The organism is Streptomyces akebiae, from assembly GCF_019599145.1.
GTDB lineage: Bacteria > Actinomycetota > Actinomycetes > Streptomycetales > Streptomycetaceae > Streptomyces > Streptomyces akebiae.
On the sequence record NZ_CP080647.1, the window covers coordinates 4,688,673 to 4,713,746 of the forward strand.

Consider the following 25,074-nt stretch of genomic DNA (forward strand, 5'->3'; position numbering starts at 1 on the left):
GTGGCCCTTCCCTCCCGACAGTTGGAGGCACCAGTATCCCAGTCCAGCTTGACCGGGGTGAGTATTCACCCCTACATTCAGTGACGCGACGCACACGCTGCGGAATCCCGGGACCCCGGAAGCGCACCGCCCCGCCCTGCCACGGCGGCGGCGACAATGCCACCGCCCGCCACCGAAGCGCCCCACCCCTCCGTACGCCTCACCGGGAGCCCCCCATGCCCGACGCCTGGGAGTACACCCTCTACATCCCCCACGACCCCCGAGCCGTGGCGATCAGCCGCCGCACCCTCCGCGACATCCTCACCACCCACACCCTCCCCGCCCTCGTCGAACCGGCGGAGCTGCTGGCCTCCGAACTCCTCACCAACGCCCTGCGTCACACCACCGGCCCGGCGGCCCTGAAGCTCCGCCAGTCCGGCCGCTCGTTCCGCCTGGGCGCCTGGGACACGGACCCGACACCCCCGACGGTCACCACCCCCGCACTCACCCCCACCTCCGGCCGAGGCCTGCATCTCGTCGACGCCTACGCGGACGACTGGGGGTGGTTCACCGTGAACGGGAACAGCGGAAAGTACATCTGGTGTGAACTGGGTACGGAGTTGAAGCCCGGCTGACGACGGACGACCACGGGGTGGGGATGACGGACGTACGCAAGGCGCTCCGAGTCCTGGGCGGCGCGGGGCTGTTGCTCTCGTTCGGCGTGGCGACGAACCAGGTGCTGAACAACGGAACGCTCAGCTGGACCTGGATGTACGCCGCCTTCGGCTTCGGCGTCCTGAGCCTCCTGCTCTCGGAGCGGGCCGTCCCCGCCGCCACCGAGGCCACCCCGCACGGCGGACGCAGGGTCTACCTCCGTCAACTCCGCGCCAGCGTCCGGGACATGGAAACGGTCGGCATCGCGACACAGAGCGAGTTCGTGTTCCGGATGCGGCAGGTGTACGTGGACGTGAGCGTCGTACCCCAGCCCCTGCACAACACCACGCGGGAGCCGTACCTGGGTTCGGTGTCCGGCGGGGAACGCCGAAGCCTGAAGTCGGTCCTCCGGGACGCCGACCGCGATGCGGCGTCCCGGGTGCTGGCGGTGATCGGCGGTCCTGGTTCCGGCAAGACGACCCTGGCCCGCAACACCGCCCTGGGGCTGTGCGAACACCGCTGGCGGCCGTGGAGACGCCGACTGCCGGTGCTGCTGTACCTCCGCGACCACGCCACCGCTCTGCTGGCGGACGAACCTCCCACGCTCGGCACGGTCGCGGTCTCGGCCGGCTGGCTGGAGGGCAAGGTCCCGGCGCGTTGGCTGGACCGAAGACTCGACCGGGGCGGCTGTGTCGTACTCCTGGACGGACTCGACGAGGTCGCCGACCGGGCGGATCGCGACCGGGTCGTGGCCTGGGTCGCCCGCCAGATCCAGCGCCATCCCGACAACGTCTACGTGGTGACGTCCCGCCCCCATGGCTACGAGACGAATCCGCTGCCGGGAGCGGAGGTGCTCCAGGTACGGCGATTCACGTGGCGGCAGATCGAACTCTTCCTGCGGCAGTGGGCGTTCGCGACGGAGAGCCGCGCCCGACAGGGCACGGAACGGGAGATACGCGCCATCGCGGACAGGAACGCCACCGACCTGCTGACCCGGCTGCGCGGTCAACCGGCGCTGTACGAACTGGCGGCCAACCCGCTGTTGCTGACCATGACCGCGAACGTCCACCGTTACCGTGGCCAACTGCCCGGCAGCCGAGCCGAGTTGTACGCGGAGATGTGCGACGTACTGCTCCACCGCCGCGCCGAGGCCCGCGGCCTGAGCGACGCCACCGGTCTCGGCGGCCCCCACAAACGGCATGTCGCGCAGCACTTGGCGCTGGCCATGATGAGGGCCAGGGTGCGGGACTGGCCGGTGCGTGACGCGGCCACCGCGATCCGCCGACCGCTGCGCCAGGTCCCGGGCACGGTGACCGCCGAGGTGTTCCTGACCGAGGCCCGCAAGAGCGGCCTGCTCGTGGAACGGGAACGCGGCGTGTACGGCTTCGCCCACCTGACGCTGCAGGAGTACCTGGCGGCCGCCCAGCTCGGCGACTCACGAACCGACTCCACCGTACTGACGACCCATGTCGACGACCCCTGGTGGCGCGAGACCATCCTGCTCTGGTCGGCCGCCAACGACGCCACACCCGTCATCAACGCCTGCCTGGACCGCAACACCGTTCCCGCCCTGGCGCTGGCCCTGGACTGCGTCGACCAGGCCAGGACCGTCGACCCGGACGTCCGAGAACGCGTCGACGAGATCGCGACCGCACGGACGGACGACCCCGCGGACGCCGCCCGGCTGCGTCTGCTCATCGGGGTTCTGGCCGCCAGAAGCCTGAGAGAGACGATCCAGCTCGACGACAGCACCGCCCTGTGCGCACGGCCCGTTCCCCGGCTCGTGTACCAGCAGTTCGTCCGCGAGGAGAGGGAGGCCGGGCGCCACCATGACGACCCCGCTCCCTCAGACGGGTCCCAGGCCGACAACCGGGCCGCGGTGGGCATGCAGGCAGGAGACGCCGAACGCTTCGTCGCCTGGCTCAACACCGTCACCGGGGACACCGGTTACCGGCTGCCCACACCGGAAGAGCTCCACGACCCCGCCGCGGCCACATCCGTCGACCTCGCCCACCACACCCTCTGGGCCCGGCACGCCGAACGCACCGTCCTCCACAGGCCTGACGGAGCCCCTTGGCCCTACAGCGCCCCGTCGGCGTGGCTTCGCACCCGCCCAGTCGCCGACCGCCGACGGCTCATGCCCTTCCTTCGGCTCCTGGCGCTCCCGGCCGAGGACCGCAGCCACATCGAGGGGTGTACCAGGGTCCTCCTCACCGGGATCACCCACGCCGAGGACATCCCCGGCTCCCCCGGCCTGGCACCGTTGGAGCTTCCTCTCACGCTCGCTCTCGCCCTGGCCCTGGACGACGCCCGTGCCCACCTGAGCACCCGGGACAGCTCCGCCTCGGGTCCCAGCACGCCCGATCCAGAAGCCGACAAGCCACTCACCCGGGCTCGTCGTCTGCTCCACGCCATCAACCCCGCCCTCATCGTCGACCCCGCCCTCAGCATCGAGCTGGACCGGGCGATCGCCGACGGCCCCGCCATCTACGCACTGTCGAACCGGCGCGCCCTCACCGTCGCCCTCAGCCAGGCCTACGAGCGCACCCTGACTCGCGCCCGGGAGCTCGATCCCGATCTCACCCACGACCCCAACGGCGCCTACACACTGCACTTCGACCTCCGCGTGGCGGTCGAGGCCGCGCTACCCCTCGCCGTCACCCTCGACGGCGCCCTCGATCTAGAGCTGAACGACGCCCCGGCCCTCAACCCCGTCTTCTCCGACCTCGACGATTCCCTCGGCATCGCCCCCGCCCTCGACCTGGTGTTCAGCCTCGACGACAACGCCACCACAGGGGGGCTGCGCATCGCGGCCGCCGCGTTCCACGCACTGTCCACCGCCTGGACGTACCTCCCCGGAGCGAATGCGGACCTCGCGAGCTTCGACGACTTCATGACACGCGTGGCGACCGAGGCCCCCGCCGGACCGTCGCCGAAACCACCGGAGGATCCGACCACCGACCTCCGCGAGCTCCGCGCGCGCCTACGGGCGACTCAGCACAACAGCACACTGCCCGTGCTGGACGAGACGGTCGCACTCCTCACCTCAATGCGCGACCGGTGGTCCCCGTCCGACGATCGGTCTCTGGCGTGCGCCCGCTCAGCCCTTCTCGCCACCTTGATCATCCTGGCCGTCCTGCCACTAGAAGACCATGCCGACGAGGAAGCCGCACAGGCCCTGCGGCTGGCGTGGCAGAGCCTGACCGCACTCCCCCATTACCCCACGCGCCACCCGGCCCCCAACCAGCTCCTCCTCCTGGCCCGCACCCAGCCCTAGCCTGCGAAGCACCCCACTTGGGGCGATAATCACATAAAAGAAGCACAACAGACAGATATCCGGAAAGCCGGCGATCCCCATGGCCGAACACCCGAACGCAGCGCTCGTCCGCAAGGGCTACGACGCCTTCACCCGGGGCGACATGGACACCCTCCGGGGCCTGATGGCCTCGGACTGCACGCACCACGTCCCCGGCAGCCACCTGCTGTCGGGCGACCACAAGGGGCAGGACTCGATCATCGCCCTGTACCAGCGCCTCTTCGAGGAGACCGGCGGGACGTTCGACGTCACCCTCAGCCATGTGTGCGTGGACGGCCGGGGCCACGCCGTCTCCGTGCACCGCTACACCGCCGAGCGCGGCGGCAAGCGGATCGAGCAGAACGGCTGTCTCGTCTTCCGGATCGTCGGCGACCGGATCACGGACATCGACGAGTGCCAGGAGGATCTGGACAAGGAGAGCGAGTTCTGGTCGTAGGCCCGGCCCTCGACCACCCGCCCCCTGACCCCTGACCCCGCCCGCACAACCCCACGAGGCCTCCAGGTGTCACACAGGTGAACCGGCCATCTCGGCCCCGCCATCCGGCCACCCACCTGGAGCCCCCCGTGCACAGACGGACATACGCCCTGGCCGCCGCCACCGTGGCGACCGCCACCACGGCGGCCCTCGCCCTCACCCTGGCGCCGGCCGCCACCGCCGCCCCCTCCCCCGCCGTGACCAGCGACTTCAACGCCGACGGCTACGCGGACCTCGCCGTCGGCGTCCCCGACGCGACCGTGAACGGCAAGGCCAAGGCCGGCTATGTCCACCTCGTCTGGGGCGGCGCGAAGGGCCTCGGACGGCACGGCGGCATCCGGGTCAGCCAGTCCACCGCCGAGGTCCCCGGCACCCCCGAGGCCGGCGACCGCTTCGGCGCCTCCGTACTGCTCGCGGACCTGAGCGGCGACGGCCTCGCCGAGCTGATCGTCGGCGCGCCCGGCGAGGACGTCACCGGCCGGGGCGCGGACGCGGGCACGGTCACCGTCGTCGGCGGCGCGCGGACCGGCACGGGCCCCGCGTCCAACGCCCTCACCGGCCCGTCGGGGAACGCGGCGTACGGCTGGTCGGTCGCGGCGGCGGACCTGACCGGCGACGGCGGCCGGGACCTGGTGGTCGGCGGCCGGGACCGGGTCGCCATGCGTGCCGCCGTCGACAACGGCGAGGACCTGGTCGTCACCACCGTCCTCGCCACCCCGATGGGCGGCCGTGCCCCGGTCCTCGCCACCGGCGACTTCACCGCCGACGGCACGGACGACCTCGCCCTCGCCTACCACACGATCGACGCCCCCTTCACCCAGTCACACGTACGGCTGTGGACGTGGGACGAAGCCGAGCGCCGCATGGCCAACACCTGGAACTCCGACAACGGCGCCGCCTCCGCGCTCGCCGTCGGCGACTTCGACGGCGACGGACTGGACGACCTGGCCCTCGGCGAGTGCCGTGAGATAGCCGACGAGAACATCGACGACCCGTGCGGCCCGGAGTCGTACGCCAAGGGCGGCGGCATCCACCTCCTCTACGGCGACGAGAAATCCTTCGGCCTGCGCACCCAGACCCTCAACCAGGACACCGTCGGCGTCCTGGGCGTCGCCGAGGACGGTGACCGCTTCGGCGCCTCCCTCGCCGTGCTGGACTGGAACCACGACGGCCGCGACGACCTGGTCGCGGGCGCCCCCGGCGAGGCCATCGGCACCCGCGCGGCAGCCGGCGCGGCCACCCTGCTGCTGAGCCACGTCGGCGGCATCGTCGACGAGTTCGGTGAGGCGTCCTCCGTGCCGTACCACCAGGACCGTCCCCGCGTCCCCGGCGCGGCGGAGACGAACGACGCCTTCGGCGCGGCCGTCGCCACCGGCGACTACGACCAGGACGGCACCCCGGACACGGCCGTCGGCGCCCCGGGCGAGAACGCGAGGTCCGGCGGCGTCTGGGTCTTCCCGAAGACCTCGGTCACCGGCTCCTACGCCCTCACCCCGAAGAACCTGGGCCTGCCGTCGCCGTCGTCGGCCCTGTCGTACGGCAGGTACATGAGCAGCCATTGAGCGCCCGCTGACACGGCCGCCGACCTGCGCGGGGGCCGTGTCCGGCCGACCCCTCACGCATCCCTGACGATCCCTTAGGGGATGTCACAGCTCGGCCGCAAAGCCGGGCCGGTTGGCCCCGGCCCGGCACGCGGCCGTCCGGGACCAGGTACGTTCGATGACGTGGCTGGATTCAGGATCGGACGCGGCCGGGACAACGGCGCTCCTCAAGCGCGACCGCACAACCCTCCGTACGGACAGCAGGCCCCGCAGGCCGGCGGCCCGTCGTACGGCTACCCCCAGACGCCCCCCGGACCGCCGTACGGCGGCGGGCGCGGCGGTCAGGGCGGCTGGCCGCAGACGCACGGCGGCGGACGCCCCGGCGGTTACGGGACACAGGGCAACCACGGCGGGCACGGCGGGCACGGCGAGCCGGAGTACTTCGGCGACGACGGCGGGCACCCCCAGGGCGGCGTGGACCCGTACGCCGCCAACAACCCGGGGCACACACAGATGTTCGCCGTCGGCGAGGACCCGTACCTGCAGGGCGACACCTACCGCGCTGGCAACGCCCCGGCGGCGCCGCTCGGCCCGCGGCTGCCCTGGAAGGCGCTCCTCAAGGGCATCGTCACCAGCCCCAACCGGACGTTCCTGGTGATGCGCGACTACGCGGTGTGGGGCCCCGCCCTCATCGTGTCGTTCCTGTACGGCCTGCTGGCCGTCTTCGGCTTCGACAGCGCCCGCGAAGAAGCGATCAAGGCGACGCTCTCGGCCGTCGTGCCGATCGTGCTCGTCACCAGCGTGACGATGGTGGTGAGCATCTTCGTCCTGGGCGTGGTCACCCACACCCTGGCCCGCCAGCTCGGCGGCGACGGCGCCTGGCAGCCCACGGTCGGCCTCTCCATGCTGATCATGACCCTCACGGACGCGCCGCGCCTGGTCGTCGCGATGTTCGCGGGCGGCGACGCCTCGTTCGTCCAGATCCTCGGCTGGATCACCTGGGTCGCCGCGGGCGCCCTCCTGACGATGATGGTCTCCAAGTCCCACGACCTCCCGTGGCCGAAGGCGCTGGGTGCCTCGGCGATCCAACTGGTGGCGATCCTGTCCTTGATCAAGCTGGGCACGTTCTAAGCGCGTGCCGGGCACGTGCTGGGCACGGCGACCGCGGCGAGTACGCGACAGGTAACAGGTAACAGGTGACACGACGAGTGAGGGGTTCCCGGCCGACAAGCCGGGAGCCCCTCCTCTCTTTCCGGCATCCTCTCTTCCGGCATCCGGTCTTTCCGGCGTCCGGCGTCGGCCGTCACGGGCCGTCGGCCGTCACGGGCCGTCGGCCGTCGCGGGCCGGTCGCCGACGGCGGCTGGAACGGCCCGAGTTGAGCTGTGTGATGATGCTCGAAAATGACCGGTCCTGGGGCGGGGCACGGTGAGCGAGAAGGGCGGGGCCCGGGGTGGGCAAGGGTGGGGAGTCCATATCGGACGAGGAGTGGGAGCGCTTCCTCCGCGAAGCCGAGGCGGGGAGCAAGGACGCCCCCGAGGAACCGTCGGCACGGGCCCGCATGGTGGCGGGGCGGCTGCGGGAGGAGACCGCCAGGCCGGAGCCGTGGCGGAGCCATTCACCGGCCCGACCGCGAAGAGGCAAGGGCTGGTACGTGGTCGGTCTGATCGTCGCGGCCGCCTTGCTGGTCGTGGCGCTGGACCCGGGGCGGGTGGCCGGATGGTTCGCGGGCGAAGGCGGCGAGAGCACACCGCTCGCCGCGGAGTCGGAACGTCCGGATCAGCCACCGCCGACGGAAGCGGCAGTCCGACAGCCCACCCTGGACGAGCCGTTCAGGGGCTCGCCGGCGGCCCGGTGGGGTGACGGGCAGGCCGCGCTCGGCCTGCCCGAGGCACGGGCGACCGGCTGGATGAGCAAGGCGCAGGTCGCGCAGGCGCTCAAGGAGAGCCGGGACTTCCTCGCCGCGTCCAGTCTGGATCCCGGTGTGCTGCGCGGTGAACGCCCGAAGAAGGCCATCGCGTTGATCAATCCCCATCAGCGGGATGTCCAGGACTTCCTGGCGACCGCGTTCCGCGCACCCAGCCGTGAGAACGATCCCCTGCTGCTGTTCAGCCGCTTCGAGGACTCGAAGGTCCGACTGGTCGGGGATGTGGTCAAGACACGAGGACGGATCACGTACCGCGAGGGCAAGCGCGGCGCGGTCGAGGTGACCACCGATGTCACGTACGTCTATCCGGTCGTCCGCGCCGAGGCGGGAAGCGACGAGGTCGTCCGCACCATCGTGCGCCGCGAGGTCGTGATGAGCTGGGACGACCCGGCGAAGATCGTCACCGAGCCGGGCACGTTCTCCTTGGTCTCCTACAAGGTGGACACCACCAACGGCGGCTGCGACACCTTCACCGGCTACTTCACCCCCGAGTTCGGCGCGGAGCGCGCGACGTCACCCTCGGGAGAGGGCCCGGCGGTCGACCCGTACGACCGCAGCACCTCGATGGACGCGCGCATGCGGGAGTCCGACGAGACAGGATGCGGAACCGCCACACGGTCGTGAGCCCCGCGACGACCAGGCCGAGGGGCTGTCGTGCCGCCCATCGGCTCAGAGCGCTTCCCTGTTCGCCTTGGCGGCCTCTCCCGACTTATGCACTGGAGGCAAGACACTCCACGGAAAATTGATCCACTCGTCGGTCCGCTTCCACACGTACTCGCACTTCACGAGGGAGTGGGACTTCTCATAGATCACGGCGGACCGGACCTCGGCGACGGCGTCGAGGCAGAAGTCGTGGACGAGCTTGAGCGTCTTGCCCGTGTCGGCGACGTCGTCCGTGATCAGGACCTTCTTGTCGGAGAAGTCGATCGCGTTCGGGACCGGGGCGAGCATGACGGGCATGTCGAGGGTCGTGCCGACGCCGGTGTAGAACTCCACGTTCACGAGGTGGATGTTCTTGCAGTCGAGGGCGTAGGCGAGCCCGCCGGCGACGAAGACCCCGCCGCGGGCGATGCTGAGCACGATGTCGGGCTCGTAGCCGTCGTCGGCGATGGTCTGCGCCAGTTCGCGCACGGCGGTGCCGAACGCCTCGTAGGTGAGGTTCTCCCGGACCGGAGGCGCGCTCGACATGCTCACACCTGCGTCCGGTGGAAGTTGAGGAAGGACCGGGAGGCCGTCGGCCCGCGCTGCCCCTGGTAGCGGGAGCCGTAGCGCTCGCTGCCGTACGGGAACTCGGCCGGCGAGCTGAGCCGGAACATGCACAGCTGCCCGATCTTCATGCCCGGCCAGAGCTTGATGGGGAGCGTGGCGAGGTTCGACAGTTCGAGGGTCACGTGCCCCGAGAAGCCGGGGTCGATGAACCCGGCGGTGGAGTGGGTGACGAGCCCGAGCCGGCCCAGGGAGCTCTTCCCCTCCAGCCGCGAGGCGAGGTCGTCGGGGAGCGAGATGACCTCGTAGGTGCTGGCGAGCACGAACTCGCCGGGGTGGAGGATGAACGGCTCGTCCCCCTCGGGTTCGACGAGCCGTGTGAGGTCCGACTGTTCGATGGAGGGATCGATATGCGGGTACCGGTGGTTCTCGAGCACCCGGAAAAAGCGGTCGAGACGCACGTCGATGCTCGACGGCTGCACCATGGTTTCGTCGTACGGATCGATCCGCACCCGACCGGCGTCGATCTCGGCCCGGATGTCCTTGTCTGAGAGAAGCACGCCCCGAGGATACGCAAGACGCGCGGACCGCCCACCATCAGGACGGACTCCGCGCGCCTCGACGACTGCGCCGCTACGGCTCACGTACGGCCGCGGCCACGGCTACGGCCGTGACAGGGACGTAGCCGTGGCCGCAGCTGTGACTACCGCCTCTCCAACGCCACCGGCACGACACTGCGCAGCCGCGCACAGCGCGGGCAGCGCATGAGCCGACCGGGGCCGAGGCGCTCGGCCTGCTGCATCGGGAACGAAGCGGTGCTGAACACGTGCCCATCGGCACAACGGACGACGGTGCGCTCCATCAAGTCCAAGAGTCCCTTCCCCAAGAGCCGCGTCTGGCTGTCGACCTACGTCGACCTGACGACGAAGCGCCACATTACGGGATGAACGGGACGCCCCTCCAGGCGGCACTCCGATCCGTTCCGAGCCCCACCCAGACCCTCTTCCGCGCCTCCACGGTACGCCCCAACTCCCGCGCCCCGCAGCCCCATCCCCGCCCCCGAAACGCCACCGGGCCCCACGGCTTCAGCGCGCGGGGCCCGACATGAGGTAAAGTAACCAAGCGTTCCGACACCGGCACCAACCGGCGTCTTACGCGGGTGTAGTTTAATGGTAGAACATCAGCTTCCCAAGCTGAGAGCGCGAGTTCGATTCTCGTCACCCGCTCCATGCGAAACCCCCAGGCCAGAGGCCCGGGGGTTCTTTGTTGCTAGACCGGTGAGCGGGTGGCGCACCACAACCGCACCATAAGGACCCGGCCAGGCCGTTTCGTTCGAATCACCGAACCCTTGGCATGTGAGGGCGCTCGTCGAGTGCGGCGCCCCCGGCAGCCTCTGAAGCCTGGCGGCGCTGTACGTCGGGGAGAGCTGACCGTGGAGAACATCCTGTCCGTGGCCATCGGGGCCGCTATCGGCCTCATAGGGGCGGTGTTCGGTTCGTGGTTCACCGCGCGCCGACAGGACCACATGTGGCTCCGCGAGCAGAAGCTCAAAGCCGGGATCGGCTTCAACACGGCCGTAGTTCAGCTGCTGGACCACCTGAAGGAAACACAGCTGAGTGGCGACGGTCCCGGAGCCAACGAGTTGGCGAACCAGATGCAGGAAGCACGCTCAGCCCTCTACTTGCTCTGCGCCGGCGATACCGTCGATCTCGCCGATACTCTCGCGCGTCGGGTCTGGGGCCCCCGGCCCACCGACGCCAGGGACGACCGCCGGGCCGAGTTCCGAGAGACGTTGGACCTCCTGCGTCGCTTCACCCACCAGCTCCGGCAGGAAATCGCCAGATCGTAGTCCCCATTGGATCTTCGTGGTCAGTCCGCCACGGGACCATCCGATGGCGTGGTCGTCGGGCTCGCCGACCGGGTCTCTTTCTGCGGGCCCAGCGGCGTGCTGGTGGGCCCGCACGATGGTGGAGTCCGCCGAGACGGCCCCGTTCAGGTCGTCTTCGGTGTCAGCCTGCGCCATCAGCGTCGTGAACACCCGCTCCCAGGTGCCGTCGATGGCCCAGATCCGCAGCCGGTTGTGGACGCCTCGCCCATTGCCGTACTTCTTCGGCAGGTGGACCCACTGTGTTCCGGTCTGGAACTTGAAGGCGATGGCGTCGATCACCTCGCGGTGATCCTTTCATCGGCCACCCCGCCTCGGCGTCCGGTCCGGGAGCAGACGGCTCGATCCGGGCCCGCTGCGTACCGGTGGCCTCCTCCCTATGGTGCGCGGAGTCGCCCGTGTGGTTCTTCGCACGCTCGGCGCGCACCCATGGAGTCTTTGAGCGCGGCGCCGGAGCGCGTGGACAGCGTGTGCCCGGTGTGACGAAGGTCGTAGAAGCGGAAGCCGTCCGGCAGCCCTGCGGCGGCACGGGCACGACGCCACTGTCGGCCGAAGGACGTGCGGAAGGCGGCGCCCTTCTCCCCCTCCGTGCCGGAAACCGGCGAAGGGCGCTCAGTTGTTCGGTAGTGCCTGCTCGGCCCAGATCACCTTGCCCTGGGGCGTGTACCGGGTTCCCCAGCGCTCGGTCAGCTGCGACACCAGGAACAGGCCCCGGCCGCCTTCGTCGGTCGTCGCGGCATACCGCAAGTGGGGCGAGGTGCTGCTGCCGTCAGCCACCTCGCAGATCAGCCTGCTGTCGTAGATCAGTCTCAGGTGGATCGACTCGCCGCCGTAACGGACGGCGTTGGTGACGAGTTCGCTCAGCACCAGTTCCGTGCTGAAGCCCAGTTCGGACAGCCCCCACTCGTCGAGCTTGCCGGCCGCCGCGGCGCGCACCCCGGCGACGGCAGCCGGATCGGGGGGCACGTCCCACTCGGCTATCCGATCCGGTGGCAGCGCATGGGTACGGGCGATGAGCAACGCCACGTCATCCGTGGGGCGTTCGGGCAACAGCGCATCCAGCACCGCCTGACAGCTCTCCTCCGGCGCGCGCTCCGTGTGATCCGTCAGGGCTTGCCGCAGGAGTTCCATTCCCTCGTCGAGGTCACGGGTCCGGTCCTCGATGAGGCCGTCGGTGTAAAGGACGAGCTGGGAGCCTTCGGCGATGTCCAGCTCGGCGGTCTGGAAGGGCATGCCCCCGAGCCCCAGGGGCGGACCCGGCGGCAGGTCGGGAAAGGTGACCTTCCCGTCGGGCTGGACCAGCGCGGGAGCCAGGTGCCCCGCGCTCGCCATGGTGCAGCGGCACGTCGCAGGGTCGTAGATCGCGTACAGGCAGGTGGCGCCCACCACGGCGGCGGGGCTTTCCGTGCACGCCTCGTCCTGGTCGATGCGCCCGACCAGCTCGTCCAGATGACTCAGCAGCTCGTCGGGGGGCAGATCGAGCGTGGAGAAGTTGTGCACCGCGGTGCGCAGCCGCCCCATGGTCGCCGCGGCGTGCAGGCCGTGGCCGACCACGTCACCGACGACCAGCGCCACGCGGCTGCCCGGCAGGGGAATCACGTCGAACCAGTCCCCGCTCACACCCGACTGGGCCGGGAGGTACCGGTAGCCGACGTCGAGGGCGCTCTGCTCGGGCAGGGCCCGCGGCAGCAGGCTGCGCTGGAGGGTGACCGCCAGAGCGTGCTCACGCGTGTAGCGGCGGGCGTTGTCGATGCTGACCGCGGCACGGGCCACCAGCTCCTCCGCCAGCGAGAGCTCCTCCTGGTCGAAGGGATCGTGCTCCTTGGAGCGCCAGAAGTTGACCAAGCCCAGCACGACACCGCGGGCCTGGATCGGAGCGGCGATGAGCGAGTGGATGCCGAAGTCCACTATCTGCTCGGTGCGCTCCGGGTCCTGCAGATGCCAGCCCGTCGCGGTGGACAGGTCGGCCACCAGTTCCGAGCGGCCGGAGCCGTAGCCGCGTGCCTGGGGCGTGGAGGGCAGGAAGTCGATCAGCCGGCCCTTCTCGTAGAGCGGTTGGTCGTCGCGGATACCGCATACGGCAACGCGTCGCATTCCCTTGGCCGTGGCCGCCGGTTCCTCGCCGTGCAGTACGGCGTCGGCCAGGTCCACGGTGACGAAATCGGCGAAGCGAGGGACGGCGATCCGGGCGAGTTCGTCGGCCGTTTGGATCACGTCCAGGGTGGTGCCGATGCCCAGTCCGGCGTCGTAGAGGAGCTTCAGCCGCTCACCGGTGATCTCGGCTCTGCCGGACACGGCCCGCAGCTCCGTGGAATCGCGCAGGGTCACGACGGTGCCCCGGGGACCTCCGCCGCGATCCGTGAGCCTCTGGTTGACCACCAGCAGCCGCGGCCCGGCCAGGTGCACCTCGTCCGTGGCCTCGCGGCCCGAGCTGAGCAACGACGCCATCTCGGGTTCGAGGGCCGGCATCCGGGACACCTGCATCCCCTCTGCGTCCGGGGCCAGCTCCAGGAGGCGCCTGGCCTCGTCGTTCGCCAGCAGCAATCGCCCCTCACCACTGACGATGAGCACCCCTTCGCGTACGGAGTGCAGCACCGCGTCATGGTGCTCGTACATGCGGGACATCTCGTTCGGGGCCAGGCTGTGAGTCTGCCGTCGCAGCCGCCTGCCGACCAGCACGGTGGCGGCGGTGGCCACTGCGAGTGCGCCCGCACCGGCGGTCAGGATGATCGGTATCTGCCGGTCCACCAGACTGGTCACGTTCTTGACCTTCAGCCCGGCGGAAACGAGGGCCACCACTTGGCCCCGCGTGTCCCGGATGGGCACGGTCGCCTGCACCTCGTCGCCGAGGGGGCCCTGCACGCTTTCGGTATAGACCTTCCCCGCCAGCGACGGCTCGATCTCTCCTACGAATCGCTTGCCGATCCGGTCCGGCAGGGGATGGGTGTAGCGGATCCCTTTCGTGTCCATCACCACGATGAAGTCGACGCCCGCGGACTTGCGCCCCGCTTCGGTCAGCGGCTGCAGGACCTTCGCGGGCTCGGGGGCCTGCAGTGCGGACAGCACGCCCGGGGAATGTGCGAAAGTCTGCGCGACGGCTATGGATCTTCGTTTGGCCCCGGCGTCGGTGTGCCGCTGCGACTGAAGGACCAGGGCGAAGACCGCGAATGCCACAAGCAGCACCACCAGCGCCACCTGCAGGAGGAATATCTGCCCCGCGACGCTTCGGGTGTTCCTTCGTGCCAGTGACCACAGTGGCGATATATGACCAATTCGGACAAAGTGGTCTTTCATTCGGCCTTTCTAGCACCCATCACCTCGTGCAGTCACGGGCCTGCGCTCGAAACCGTCCATGCCCGCCCAACAGTCCCCATCGCTTCTGTAGCCACATCAGTCACTTCAGTTACCGAGCGCCCCGGCAGAAAAGGACCTACGCCAGTACGACGGCCGCGGTGCCGCCGGTGCGTGCGAAGTCGGGCAGGTTGAAGACGGCGACCCGGCCCAGCGCGATGCAGCACGGGGTGTACAGCCACCGTCACGCTGCTGGTCGAGGCGTTGAAGAGCGTCCAGTCGTAGTCCCGGCAAGGAACGCGGAGCCGATACGCCCCCGGCGACCACACACGGGCACCATCCTTTGGCGCCCAGGTCGGGCAGTGGTGGTCGGGGGTGGTCGGGGGCGGTCGTGATCAGCGCCGCCGAGCCTGAGGATCTTGTGGCGGCGGGGCGCTCTGCTGTACGGCGTGCGTTGATCGCCCTCATGCGGCGCCTCGTACCGGCCGCGCGGCAGGACGCGGTCGCCGTGGCGGTCGCCGTCCGCGCCCGCAAGGCCGCCTGAAGGATGACTGCCGCCACCCGTGGCTCGCCGTCGAGACCGCTCCTGCCAAGAGCGTAGAGCTCGTCGGGCCGCCGCTGCCGGTCAAGCGGGCAGGCATGGGAATGCGCGCCAAGAGCTTCGCGAAGAACTGCCCGGACCAGCTCGCGCCGAGGGCGGGGAAATGCTCTCCTGGAAGGAGCCGCAGGAGAACACGCCGATGCGTCACAGCCGGGGTTCCGCTCTCACAGCCGGCCGGTCGGTCGCCCCGACCGGAACGGGTGGGGGGTTGCTGCCCACGCGGGATCTCGCGGCCGCCTGGTTCCTCGTGGTCCTGATCGCCGTCCCCGCCTGGGTGCTGACGATCGGCCAGGCCCAGGACATGGGGGTCGAGCCCGGCACGATGGGGATGGCGCTGCCGCTGTTCCTGGTGCTCTGGGTGACGATGATGGCGGCCATGATGCTGCCGTCCATGGCGCCGGTGGCCATCACCTGGGTCCGGGGCATCGGCCGGCAGTCCTCCGGCTGGGCCCGGACCGTCCGCACCGTCGCGTTCGTCGCCGGATATCTGCTGGTGTGGACGGCGTTCGGGCTGCTCGCCTACGCCGCTCTGGCCCTCTCCGGCAGCCTCGTGGACGACCACCCCACAGCCGGTCGCTGGATCGGCTCGGTCGCCTTCCTGCTCGCGGGCCTCTACCAGCTCGGCCCCTTGAAGTACGTCTGCCTGCGGCACTGCCGCGACCCCCTGGGCCATCTGGTGCGCTACTCCGGCTTCCGGGGGCCGACCCGCGACCTGCGGGTGGGCCTCCACCACGGCGCCTACTGCGTCGGCTGCTGCGCCGGGCTGATGGTCGTCCTCGTTCCGCTGGGCGTGATGAACGTGGCGGCTATGGCGGGGCTGGCCTTGGTGATCTTCCTGGAGAAGCTGTCGCCCAGGGGTGTGCTGCTGGGGCGCGTCGTGGGCGTGGCGTTCCTCGTTCTGGCCGTGCTCGCGCCCTTCCAGGACTGGCTGCTGCCCGGGCTGCAGGACTCGATGCCGTCGATGGACGACATGTGATCCCTGCGCGTAACCGGGTTCCGCGCAGGGGGCGTGAGGTGCAAGCTGGAAGGGAGACCGTGTCCCGTCCCCGGGACCGGGCTCGGCACACGCGGTCTCGCCACTCCGAGTGAGCTCCCCGGAGCTCGGCAGGAGGGAAGCGAGATGACAGAACAGGCCACTGCGACGCGCTGGCATCTGACCGGCGACTGGTTCGATGTGTGCAAGTGCGCCATCCCCTGCCCGTGCACCTTCGCACAACCCCCGACCTACGGCGACTGCGAAGGCGTCCTGGTCTGGCACATCCGGGAGGGCAGCTACGGCGATGTCCGGCTCGACGGCCTCAACGTCCTGATGCTCGGCTCCTTCACGGGCAACGTCTGGGCCGGCGAGCACAGCGACCCCTACGCCGCGGTGTTCCTCGACGAACGCGCCGACGAACAGCAGCGCGGTGCTCTCGGGGCCGTCTTCGGTGGCGAGGCGGGCGGCTGGCCTGCGCAGTTCGGGGAGATGTTCCACCCCGAGATGCGCGGGATGGATGTCGCTCCCATCCACGTGGAAATAGACGATGACCTCGCCACCTGGCGGGCCGAGGTCCCCGGCCGGGTCACGGCGGTCGCCGAGGCACTCACCGGCCCGACCACCACCGACGGCGGGCGCGTCCAGGTCCACAACGCCCCGGGCGCCGAGGTCGGGCCGGGCCAGGTCGCCACCTGGGGCCGGGCCACCGTCGACCAGGCGAACGCGTTCGGCTTCTCCTGGGATCGCTCCGGCAAGTCGAGCAAGCACTTCCCCTTCGACTGGAGCGGCCCCGACTGACGCAGGCCTGCGTTGCAGGGGCCGCTCCGAGCCACCTCCGCCCCCGAGTTGTTCGGCCGTCGCCGGCCTACTCCGTGTGCTCCCGCAACCGCGCCCTTCGGGCCGGCGCTCGTTCCCGGAGCTGGGTGGTTCGTGAGCCGCCAGGAGGAGCCAAGGGAGGTGCTGATCAGCTGCGTCAGCCGACGAAGATCATCCACGTCCTCCTCGGTCGAGGAGTAGGCCAGCACGCGGGACTCCGGGTCCTCGATCGTCACCGCGCCCCCGGCGAGCGCCGCCACCGCATCGGCCAGCCGCTCCAGGTCCCCGAACACGACGGCCTGCGCCTTGGGACCGGGAGAAACACCGGCTGACGCCAGCCCCGCCCGCAGCACGCCCACCAACTGGTCCCAGGTGCACCACGCGGTACGGAAGAGGACCGCGACACCGGCCTCCTCGGCAGCCGTCCGCAACGCGGAGTCGGACGGCCCCGGCCCGCCCGGCCCGAAGACCACCCCCGCGGCGTCCCACTCGCCCGCTCGCCGCAGGACGTCCACCGCATGGGCCGACCGCGCGTCGACGCCGACCGCGAGCACCAGCTCCCGCGGCCGGAGACCAGGGTCCAGCGGATCCAGCACACACACCAGTGACGGCTGCCACCAGACCGCCAGGAGCCATGTGCAGCTCCAGGGCACCCGCGCCCACCACGGTAGGCAAACGCTCCAGTGTCACCTGCGACGCCGCGTCGGCGTCCCAGCCCGGTAGCGCGTCCGAATCCATCAGCGATCCCCCTCAGTTCGCGCGCCGGTTCGGAGCCGACAGCGACCACGCCTTACGGCCTCGACAGCCGCACCCGAACGACGTACGACACCACACGGCCGCCTCGCGCTCAACGGCGCACCGTCGCACGGCCCAGGCGCAAACGGCCCGCACCGGCGCGTTACATCGTGCATCGCGGGCTCCTGCGCGGGACTTGCGGGGAGGGCGGCGAACGGGGCAGCAATCCGGAGGCCAGAAGGAAGGGAAGCGTCTTTGAATCATTTCAATAGCCTGGCCGCAGGCGCGATCATTTGTCCTGTTCTCGATGCCACGTGATGGTTGCGCGGCAGGAATTCCCGCGACCCGTCCGAACGCACAAGGAGGTCTCCGCAGCTCAAGGGCTGGGTCAGGCGAGTGCCCACCGCCGCGAGCGGTCACGGGTGCGAACACGGGAAACCGAACTGGCCAGTTCCATTGACGTACCACTGACCGACATCTATCTTCTGCTCGAACTTGCGAACAATGTTCGATTTTTCGAACCATGGCCGTCAAAGGAGACAGCCCGTGTTGCGCATCCGTCTCCGGCACACTTCTGAGCCGGCTCCTCCGCCGGCCGTCTCCGCCGCCTTCGCCACCCGGCCCGCCACCGCAGGGCGTCCGGCCGCTGCCAGGCTCACGCGGAAACCCAGGTTCGGCGGTCGCTGACCGTCATGACGCGGCGTCCCACGTCGCGCGGGAACCAGCCCTGCCCCGACGGTACGGAGGCCGGGCCTCCTCTCGACCTCACCAGCACCTGATGAGTGCACTCCACAAAGACAGGAACCAATATGCCCGCGGTTCTCTCCAGGCTGGCGGCGATATTCGTCGCCGCCTGCGTGCTCTTCACCGCCCAGGTCGTGACCACACCTCAACGGGCCGCCGCCGCCGATCCGGGATACCTGATGACGCACTTCATCGGGGAGGGGTCGACCGGTCAGCAGATGTACTTCTCGTACAGCGCGGACGGTCTGAACTGGACCGACCTCAACGGTGGGGGGATGACCCTGCGCTCCACCGTGGGCACGCGAGGGGTGCGTGACCCCGCGCTGGTCCGCTCGCCCGACGGCAGCAAGTACTGGATCATCGCGACCGACCTGTGCATCGGTTGCGGGCAGTCGTGGGGCGACTCCACCTCCAACGGCAGCCGCAACCTCGTGGTCTGGGAGTCGACGGACCTGGTCACCTGGTCCTCGCCATGGCTGCTGAACGTCGCCGGCGCCATCCCCGACGGGCGCAACGCGTGGGCGCCGGAAGCGATCTGGGACCCCGCCACCAACGACTACGTCCTGTACTGGGCGACCAACGCGACCCTCAACGGCGTACTGAAGCACCGCATCTACTACGCCCGCACCAGCGACTTCCGCTCCATCACCACCCCGCAGATCTACATCGACCGCCCCGGCACCCAGGGCATCATCGACACCCAGATCGTCGAGGTCCCGTCCGGTGTCGGCAACTACCGCTACGTACGGGCTTCCGGCGACGGCCAGATCACGATCGAGGGCAGCAACTCGATCCTCGGCACCTGGACCAGCCTCGGCAACCTCTCCGGCATCGGCCTGACCGGCTCCCAGGTCGAGGGCCCGATGTGGATGAAGTTCCGCGACCGCAACGAGTGGACCCTCTACCTCGACCAGTACGCGGCCGGAAAGGGATACATGCCGGTCACGACGACGAACCCGTCCGCCACCGGCACCTACAAGCTCCCGACGTCCGGAACCTACTCCCTGGGCGGCACCAAGAAGCGCCACGGCTCGATCCTGAACCTGACGGCCGCCGAGGACGCCCGGATCCAGGCGCGCTGGGCCAACGTCCCGGGCAGGCGGCTGCAGTCCTTCAACTTCCAGGACCGCTACGTCCGGCACGCCAACTTCGACGTGCGCATCGACCAGAACGTCACCAACGACGACGCCAAGTTCCGGACGCGGCCCGGCCTGGCCGGCTCCGGCACCGTCTCCTTCGAGTCGGTCAACTTCCCCGGCTACTACCTGCGCAGCGACGGCTCCGACTTCCAACTGGTCTACAACGACGGCACCACCCAGTTCGCCGAGGACGCCACCTTCCGCCAGGTCGCCGGACTCGCCGACTCGACCTGGTCGTCGTTCCAGTCGTACAACCGCCCCGACCGGTACATCCGCCACTACGCGTTCCAGCTGAAGCTCGAAACGATCACCACCGCGACGGGACGCAGCGACGCCACCTTCCGTCTGACGAGCTGACCCGACCGGGATGCCGGCGCCCTCGGGCGACGCCCCCCCCTGCCGCCCGCCCGTGATCGGGAAAGGCGCCGGCATCCCACCCGCGAGCGCAACGCGACACCACATGTATCCCGGCGGGACGCGGCACCTCGGCCGAGGTGCCGCGTCCCGCTCCTCAGGCATGTCTTCTTCAGGGGATGTGAACCATGCACAGCGTGAGACCTCAGGGCCTTCGGAGATTCCGGCCGGGCTATCCGGCCCGGGCGGGGGCCGCCGTGGCCGTCGCCTCACTCCTCATGGGCCTTGCCGGCCCGGCGGCCCCCGCCCAGGCGGCGGAGATCACCGACGGCCTTGCTCTCTGGTACAAACTCGACGCCACCTCGGGGACCGTGGCGGTGGACTCCTCGGGCAACGGCAGGAACGGCACCGTCAACGGCACCGCGGGCTGGTCGGGCAACGGACAGGGGCTGACGTTCAACGGATCCGACACCTACGTCAAGGTGCCGGACAACATCATGAGCGGCATGAACTCGATCACCGTCTCGATGGACGTGCAGATCGACGCCACCCAGGCCACGCCGTACTTCCTCTACGGCTTCGGCAACACCGCGAGCAGCGGCGCCGGCAACGGGTACCTGTTCACCACCGGCAATTCGTTCAGGGCCGCGATCGCCTCCGGGAACTCGTCCACCGAGCAGAACACCCGGACCTCCGCCGCGCTGCAGCGCTCGGTCTGGAAGCACGTCACCTACACCCAGACCGGCACCACGGGCGTTCTCTACGAGGACGGCGTGGAGAAGGCCCGCAACACGTCGGTCACCCTCACCCCCGGTTCCATCGGTTCCGGCATCACCACGGCCAACCACATAGGCAGGTCGGTCTACACCAGCGACAAGCTCTTCAAGGGCAGGATCCGTGACTTCCGCGTCTACGACCGCGCGCTGTCCCCCGGCGAGGTTCTCGATGTCAGCGGGAACACCACCGGCATCGGCGCCGCCACCCACCCCGACCTGAAGATCGACGCCATCGTCGACGACGCGACCAGCGAAATCACCCTCCCACTGACCGAGGGCACCGACCTCACCACGCTCGCCCCGCAGTTCACCATCGCCCAGGGCGCGACCATCAGCCCGGCCTCCGGCACCCCGCGCGACTTCACCAGCCCCGTGACGTACGAGGTCACCGGCTCGGGCGGCGAGAAGCGCACCTGGACGGTCGAGGCGCTGGAGATGAAGAGCCCGGTGCTTCCGGGGCTCACCGCCGACCCGAACCTCGTCCGGTTCGGCGACACCTTCTACATGTACCCGACCACCGACGGCTTCGCGGGCTGGAGCGGCACGAAGTTCAAGGCGTACTCCTCCAAGGACCTGGTCCACTGGACGGACCACGGCGTCATCCTGGACCTCGGACCCGACGTCAGCTGGGCCGACGCCCGGGCCTGGGCCCCGACGGCGACCGAGAAGAACGGCAAGTACTACTTCTACTACTCCGCCGACACGAACATCGGCGTCGCGGTCTCCGACTCGCCCACCGGCCCGTTCACGGACCCCCTGGGCAAGCCGCTGATCGCCCGCGGCGCCTTCACCGGCCAGATGATCGACCCGGCGGTCTTCACCGACGATGACGGGAAAAGGTACCTCTACTGGGGCAACGGCCGGGCGTACGTCGTCCCGCTCAACGACGACATGGTCTCCTTCGACGCCTCGAAGGTCACCGACATCACCCCCAGCGGCTACAACGAGGGCACCTTCGTCATCAAGCGCAACGGCACCTACTACTTCATGTGGTCGGAGAACGACACCCGGGACGAGAACTACCGCGTCGCCTACGCCACCGGCTCCTCACCCACCGGGCCCTGGACCAAGCGAGGCGTGATCCTCGAAAAGGACCTCACGCTCGGCATCAAGGGCCCGGGCCACCACTCCGTCGCCCAAGTACCGGGCACCGACGACTGGTACATCGCCTACCACCGCTTCGCCATCCCCGGCGGTGACGGCACCCACCGCGAAACCACCGTCGACAGGCTGGAGTTCGACTCAGGCGGCCTGATCAAGAAGGTCGTCCCCACCCTGAGCAGCATCGACCCGGTCTCCGTCGGCACCGTCCTGCCGACGCACACCAACCGCTCACTCCAGTCGGTCAACTTCCCCGGCCGCTACACCGCCGTCCGCTCCGACAACCTCGCCTACCTCGACCCGGTCACCTCCTCCAGCACCCCGACGGTCAAGCAGAGCGCCACCTTCACCGTCGTCCCCGGCCTGGCCGACCCCACCTGCTACTCGTTCCGCGACTCGTCCGGCCGCTACCTGCGCCACAAGGACTTCCGGGTCCGCGCCGACGCGAGCAACGGCACGGCCGTCTTCACCAAGGACGCCACCTTCTGCGCCCGGCCGGGCTCGGTCACCGGCTCGGTCAGCCTGGAGTCGTACAACTACCCCGGCCGCTACCTCCGCCACTACAACTACGAGCTGCGCATCGACACCTTCCAGGACACCGCCACGTTCCGCGCCGACAGTTCCTTCAAGGCGGTCAGCCCCTGGGCCTGACCGACCCTCGGCGAGCATGCCGACCACCCATTGAGGTCACGGTGATTGCGGGCTGAGGCCCCGGAGAGCCGGACGCCACGCGCCCAGCCCGCAGACACCTTCGCACCAGCCCGTTCTCCGTGACGTACCGGGGTGAGCGGGGGCGCGCCACATCCGCCGGCTCGGCTCACCGGGCTTTTTCCGGCAGTCGCGGAGCCTGGCTCCGTTCAACCGCGCCTTCGTGCGGCTGAGTGCGCTGCAGCACTGTCCACGTCGCAGGAACGCCGGAGGCGATGTGCGTTCCAGGCCGGAACCGGGGTGCAAGCCGAGGGGAGTTACTCGGACTCTTCGCGTGGCAGCGCGCGGCCGTTGATCGCGTCGGCGATGGCGTAGGCGATACGGACGAAAGACTCTGACTCCTGCTTCGAGAGGTCCCGGGCTGAGGTCTCCTCCAGGGCCTGCCACAGGGCCGCGATGGGCTCGCGCATCGCCCGGCCCTTGTCGGTGAGGTGGACCACCATGACGCGCCGGTCATGCGCGGCCGGCTCGCGGACGACGAGGCCGGCGTCCTGCATGCGGCGTAGCGCCTTGGAGATGGTGGAGTGGTCCACGCCGAGGCATTCCAGTAGCTCGGACTGGGACTGGCCGTCCCGGTCAAGAAGGTGCATCAGCAGCAGTTCCTGTCCGGGATGCAGGGCCACCTCGCGCAGCAGGGTGGCGGCGTAGGCGCGGTGGGCGCGGGCGAGTTGGAAGATCGCGTAGCTCATCGGTCCTGCGCCGGCCGTCGTGGGGATGCGGTGTTCGGGGGTGGGCATGGTTCGGTTCCTCGGACGGTGTGGGTGGGGTAGTCGGTGTAGCCGGCCACTCCGCCGCCGTAGAAGGTCCCCGGGGTCGGGGGGTTCAGCGGCGCGCCGGCGCGGAGCCTCTCGACCAGGTCCGGGTTGGCGAGCGCGAGGGCGCCGACGGAGACAAGGTCGGCCATGCCGTGGCACGCGGTTGCTGCCGATGCCGGACAAGGTCCCGGCCGTGGCCGGCGCCGTCGGCCGCACCGGTATCACCCACCGCCACGTCCGACACCTGGCTCCATGAGATGACTTTGTCAGGACCTCTCAAGCCAGCGTCGCAGCGCGTCGGGCACGTTCGTCGGATGCGAGCTGAAGCTCAGCCGGATGCCGGGCTGGAGGTCGATGAGCACGTTGACGATCCGTTCGAACAGGACGGTGTACTTCGGGACATTCTTGATGCCGCCGCCGATGAGCACCACCCCGAACGAGTGCCCGTCGAACAGTCGGCGCAGCTCGGCCTCAGCCTCGTCGGGGTCCAGGCTGACATAGCCCTCCTCGCCGTCGATGCCTGTGGCCTGGAGCGCAGCCCAGCTGCGCTTCCTCATGGCGGCCAGCTCCTCGAGCGTCGCGACCCCCGGCGGGAAATCGTCCGGCGAAAGCGCATCAGAGGTGATGCCGAGGGTCAGCACGCGTTGATTGATCGGAGGCTTCACTTGAGAGTTCTTGTGGGACATGGGGTCTCCTCAGTCCGGCGGCGGGGAAGTCCAAGAGAAAGTGTGGCTAGCCACATAGCTACCGTAGCAGCAATCATGTGGCTAGCCAAGTATGTGCCCTGGCCCTCACCCGAGGCCCGAGGACGCCGTCGGGTGCGGCGTTGCCCGCCCCGTCGATGGCGCCGCCGCGGTCGTCGCGCACGATGCCCTCGTCGATCAGCGACCCTTCGAATAGGCGGTACGAGTAGGCGGTACGAGTGAGCGGTACGCCTTGGCAACGACCGTCTTCGCGCCCGTCGTCCGCAGCCGCTCGCCGTGGGCCGCCCTCAGTGCCGACCGTGGGCAAGGCTCGCCCGCGCGGCTGAGCCGGTGGACACTGTTCCCGCCACCCGCCCGACCCGGGGCGTGCAGCGGCCCTGGGATGCTCACAGACCCGGCGGGGACCCGACGGAGAGCCGACGGAGAGCCGACGGAGAGCAGATGGAGAGCAGATGGAACGACGCCAGCTGGAGTACTTCATAGCCGTCGTCGAGCACGGCGGATTCACCGCCGCGGCCCTTGCGCTCCATGTCGCCCAGCCCTCGCTGTCGCATGCGATCCGGTCCCTGGAGCGCGAATTCGGCGGCAGACTGTTTCACCGTCTCCCGCACGGCGTCGCCCTCACCGCGGCCGGTGAGGCGCTGGTCCGGCCGGCCCAGCAGGTCCTGCGCGACCTCTCCACGGCCAGTTCCCTGGTCCGGGAAGTCCTCGGGCTCAGCGGCGGCCGACTCGACATCGTTTCGCAGACGACCCTTTCGGTCGACCCCCTGGCCGGCATGCTGGGGCGCTTCCACCGCGCGCATCCGCAGGTCTCCGTGCGTGTGGTCGACCCGGAGCAGGGACCTGCCGTGGCGCAGATGGTCGCGGCCGGGCAGTGCGAACTCGGTCTGGTGGACGCCTCGGTGACCACGGCGGACCTGCGTGGAGTCGACCTGCCGGAGCAGGAGATGCACGTCGTACTGCCCGCCGACCACCCGCATCCGGCGGGCGACACCATCACCTCACGTGAACTGGTCGCACTGGACCTGATCGTGACCCCGCCGGGCACCGAAACCCGGGCCGCGGTGGACGACGTGTGCGCCGCGCTGGGCGTCACGCCGCGGATAGCGGTGGAGACCGCGCACCGCGCGATGATCGTGCCGCTGGTCCTCTCCGGCGTAGGTGCCGCCCTGTTGCCGACCTCGATGGCCCAGGACGCAGCCCTGCACGGGGCCCGGATGCTGTCCCATCGGCCCCGGTTGCTGCGCCACGGCCGGCTGGTCTGGCGGTCGGGCCCGCTGTCTCCCGCCGCCCAGGCGTTCGTGGACCTGGCGGCCTCGCCCGCCCGGGACTGACACCTGCAGCAGGTATAGAAACCTTCTATTGCCTTCATTCAAAACCGGTTCACGAGAAT

General features: G+C 69.8%; 18 protein-coding genes, 1 tRNA gene and 4 pseudogenes. 14 read left to right on the plus strand and 9 right to left on the minus strand.

All coding sequences use genetic code 11. The features are described 5' to 3' along the window. Positions 1-215: 215 nt before the first annotated feature. From K1J60_RS20120 to K1J60_RS20145, 6 genes are all read left to right on the plus strand, one after another. Complete coding sequence (locus tag K1J60_RS20120) at positions 216-614, plus strand: ATP-binding protein (RefSeq protein ID WP_220647421.1); 399 nt, start codon at positions 216-218, stop codon at positions 612-614. Positions 615-637: 23 nt separating this feature from the next. After that, complete coding sequence (locus tag K1J60_RS20125; protein WP_220647422.1) at positions 638-3,910, plus strand: NACHT domain-containing protein; 3,273 nt, start codon at positions 638-640, stop codon at positions 3,908-3,910. Positions 3,911-3,989: 79 nt separating this feature from the next. Then, positions 3,990-4,385 carry a nuclear transport factor 2 family protein gene (locus K1J60_RS20130; RefSeq protein WP_220647423.1) on the plus strand — a complete coding sequence of 132 codons (396 nt, stop codon included), beginning with the start codon at positions 3,990-3,992 and terminating at the stop codon, positions 4,383-4,385. 128 nt (positions 4,386-4,513) lie between these two features. Then, the gene (locus K1J60_RS20135; protein WP_259407810.1) at positions 4,514-5,986 is read left to right on the plus strand and encodes an FG-GAP-like repeat-containing protein; all 1,473 of its coding nucleotides are present in this window, start codon (positions 4,514-4,516) and stop codon (positions 5,984-5,986) included. Between the two features lie 81 nt (positions 5,987-6,067). Next, positions 6,068-7,096, plus strand: coding sequence for a Yip1 family protein (locus tag K1J60_RS20140; protein WP_220647424.1), 1,029 nt, complete (start codon positions 6,068-6,070; stop codon positions 7,094-7,096). Between the two features lie 320 nt (positions 7,097-7,416). Beyond that, on the plus strand, positions 7,417-8,514 hold the full coding sequence (locus K1J60_RS20145) for a hypothetical protein (protein WP_220647425.1): 1,098 nt from the start codon (positions 7,417-7,419) through the stop codon (positions 8,512-8,514). Between the two features lie 45 nt (positions 8,515-8,559). On the opposite strand, the gene K1J60_RS20150 is transcribed toward K1J60_RS20145, so the two are convergent. Continuing rightward, complete coding sequence (locus K1J60_RS20150) at positions 8,560-9,078, minus strand: phosphoribosyltransferase (RefSeq protein ID WP_220647426.1); 519 nt, start codon at positions 9,076-9,078, stop codon at positions 8,560-8,562. 2 nt (positions 9,079-9,080) lie between these two features. Beyond that, positions 9,081-9,656, minus strand: a complete 576-nt coding sequence (gene dcd / locus K1J60_RS20155; protein ID WP_220647427.1) for a dCTP deaminase — start codon at positions 9,654-9,656, stop codon at positions 9,081-9,083. 595 nt (positions 9,657-10,251) lie between these two features. Between dcd and K1J60_RS20160 the strand changes: the two genes are divergently transcribed. Together K1J60_RS20160 and K1J60_RS46890 are read left to right on the plus strand one after the other, a co-directional pair. Continuing rightward, a tRNA-Gly gene (locus K1J60_RS20160) sits at positions 10,252-10,325 on the plus strand. Between the two features lie 203 nt (positions 10,326-10,528). Then, positions 10,529-10,945, plus strand: a complete 417-nt coding sequence (locus K1J60_RS46890) for a hypothetical protein (protein WP_317619719.1) — start codon at positions 10,529-10,531, stop codon at positions 10,943-10,945. A 195-nt stretch (positions 10,946-11,140) separates the two neighbouring features. On the opposite strand, the pseudogene K1J60_RS45940 reads toward K1J60_RS46890, so the two are convergent. The 4 genes and pseudogenes from K1J60_RS45940 to K1J60_RS20175 form a co-directional block, all read right to left on the minus strand. Further along, positions 11,141-11,263, minus strand: a pseudogene (locus K1J60_RS45940) (transposase); the annotation flags it as partial. Positions 11,264-11,409: 146 nt separating this feature from the next. Next, positions 11,410-11,565 (minus strand): annotated as a pseudogene (locus K1J60_RS45945) (tyrosine-type recombinase/integrase); the annotation flags it as partial. Between the two features lie 28 nt (positions 11,566-11,593). Then, entirely contained in the window at positions 11,594-14,275 is a 2,682-nt protein-coding gene (locus K1J60_RS20170; RefSeq protein ID WP_259407811.1) for a SpoIIE family protein phosphatase, read from the minus strand. Positions 14,276-14,417: 142 nt separating this feature from the next. Continuing rightward, positions 14,418-14,516, minus strand: a pseudogene (locus K1J60_RS20175) (PAQR family membrane homeostasis protein TrhA); the annotation flags it as partial. Positions 14,517-14,663: 147 nt separating this feature from the next. On the opposite strand from K1J60_RS20175, the gene K1J60_RS20180 reads away from it, so the two are divergent. The 5 genes from K1J60_RS20180 (at position 14,664) to K1J60_RS20200 (ending at position 22,165) form a co-directional block, all read left to right on the plus strand. Next, a complete protein-coding gene (locus K1J60_RS20180) occupies positions 14,664-14,816 on the plus strand; it encodes a hypothetical protein (protein ID WP_220647429.1) in 153 nt (50 codons plus the stop codon). 160 nt (positions 14,817-14,976) lie between these two features. Beyond that, positions 14,977-15,849, plus strand: coding sequence for a DUF2182 domain-containing protein (locus tag K1J60_RS20185; protein ID WP_259407812.1), 873 nt, complete (start codon positions 14,977-14,979; stop codon positions 15,847-15,849). Positions 15,850-15,993: 144 nt separating this feature from the next. Then, a complete protein-coding gene (locus tag K1J60_RS20190; protein WP_220647430.1) occupies positions 15,994-16,647 on the plus strand; it encodes a DUF1326 domain-containing protein in 654 nt (217 codons plus the stop codon). A 1,562-nt stretch (positions 16,648-18,209) separates the two neighbouring features. Then, positions 18,210-19,640, plus strand: a complete 1,431-nt coding sequence (locus K1J60_RS20195) for a glycoside hydrolase family 43 protein (protein WP_220647431.1) — start codon at positions 18,210-18,212, stop codon at positions 19,638-19,640. 194 nt (positions 19,641-19,834) lie between these two features. After that, the gene (locus K1J60_RS20200) at positions 19,835-22,165 is read left to right on the plus strand and encodes a family 43 glycosylhydrolase (RefSeq protein ID WP_317619720.1); all 2,331 of its coding nucleotides are present in this window, start codon (positions 19,835-19,837) and stop codon (positions 22,163-22,165) included. A 314-nt stretch (positions 22,166-22,479) separates the two neighbouring features. Here the strand turns inward: K1J60_RS20200 and K1J60_RS20205 are convergent, their stop codons facing one another. The 3 genes and pseudogenes from K1J60_RS20205 to K1J60_RS20210 form a co-directional block, all read right to left on the minus strand. Then, positions 22,480-22,959 carry a MarR family winged helix-turn-helix transcriptional regulator gene (locus K1J60_RS20205; RefSeq protein ID WP_220647432.1) on the minus strand — a complete coding sequence of 160 codons (480 nt, stop codon included), beginning with the start codon at positions 22,957-22,959 and terminating at the stop codon, positions 22,480-22,482. Then, positions 22,908-23,129, minus strand: a pseudogene (locus K1J60_RS45955) (hypothetical protein); the annotation flags it as partial. The gene K1J60_RS20205 and the pseudogene K1J60_RS45955, both read right to left, overlap by 52 nt. 114 nt (positions 23,130-23,243) lie before the next feature. Further along, positions 23,244-23,663: a hypothetical protein gene (locus K1J60_RS20210; RefSeq protein WP_220647433.1), complete on the minus strand. Its 420-nt coding sequence runs from the start codon at positions 23,661-23,663 to the stop codon at positions 23,244-23,246. Between the two features lie 470 nt (positions 23,664-24,133). Here K1J60_RS20210 and K1J60_RS20215 point away from each other — a divergent pair, with 470 nt between their 5' ends. Beyond that, positions 24,134-25,015 carry a LysR family transcriptional regulator gene (locus tag K1J60_RS20215; RefSeq protein ID WP_220647434.1) on the plus strand — a complete coding sequence of 294 codons (882 nt, stop codon included), beginning with the start codon at positions 24,134-24,136 and terminating at the stop codon, positions 25,013-25,015. The last annotated feature ends 59 nt before the right edge of the window (positions 25,016-25,074 follow it).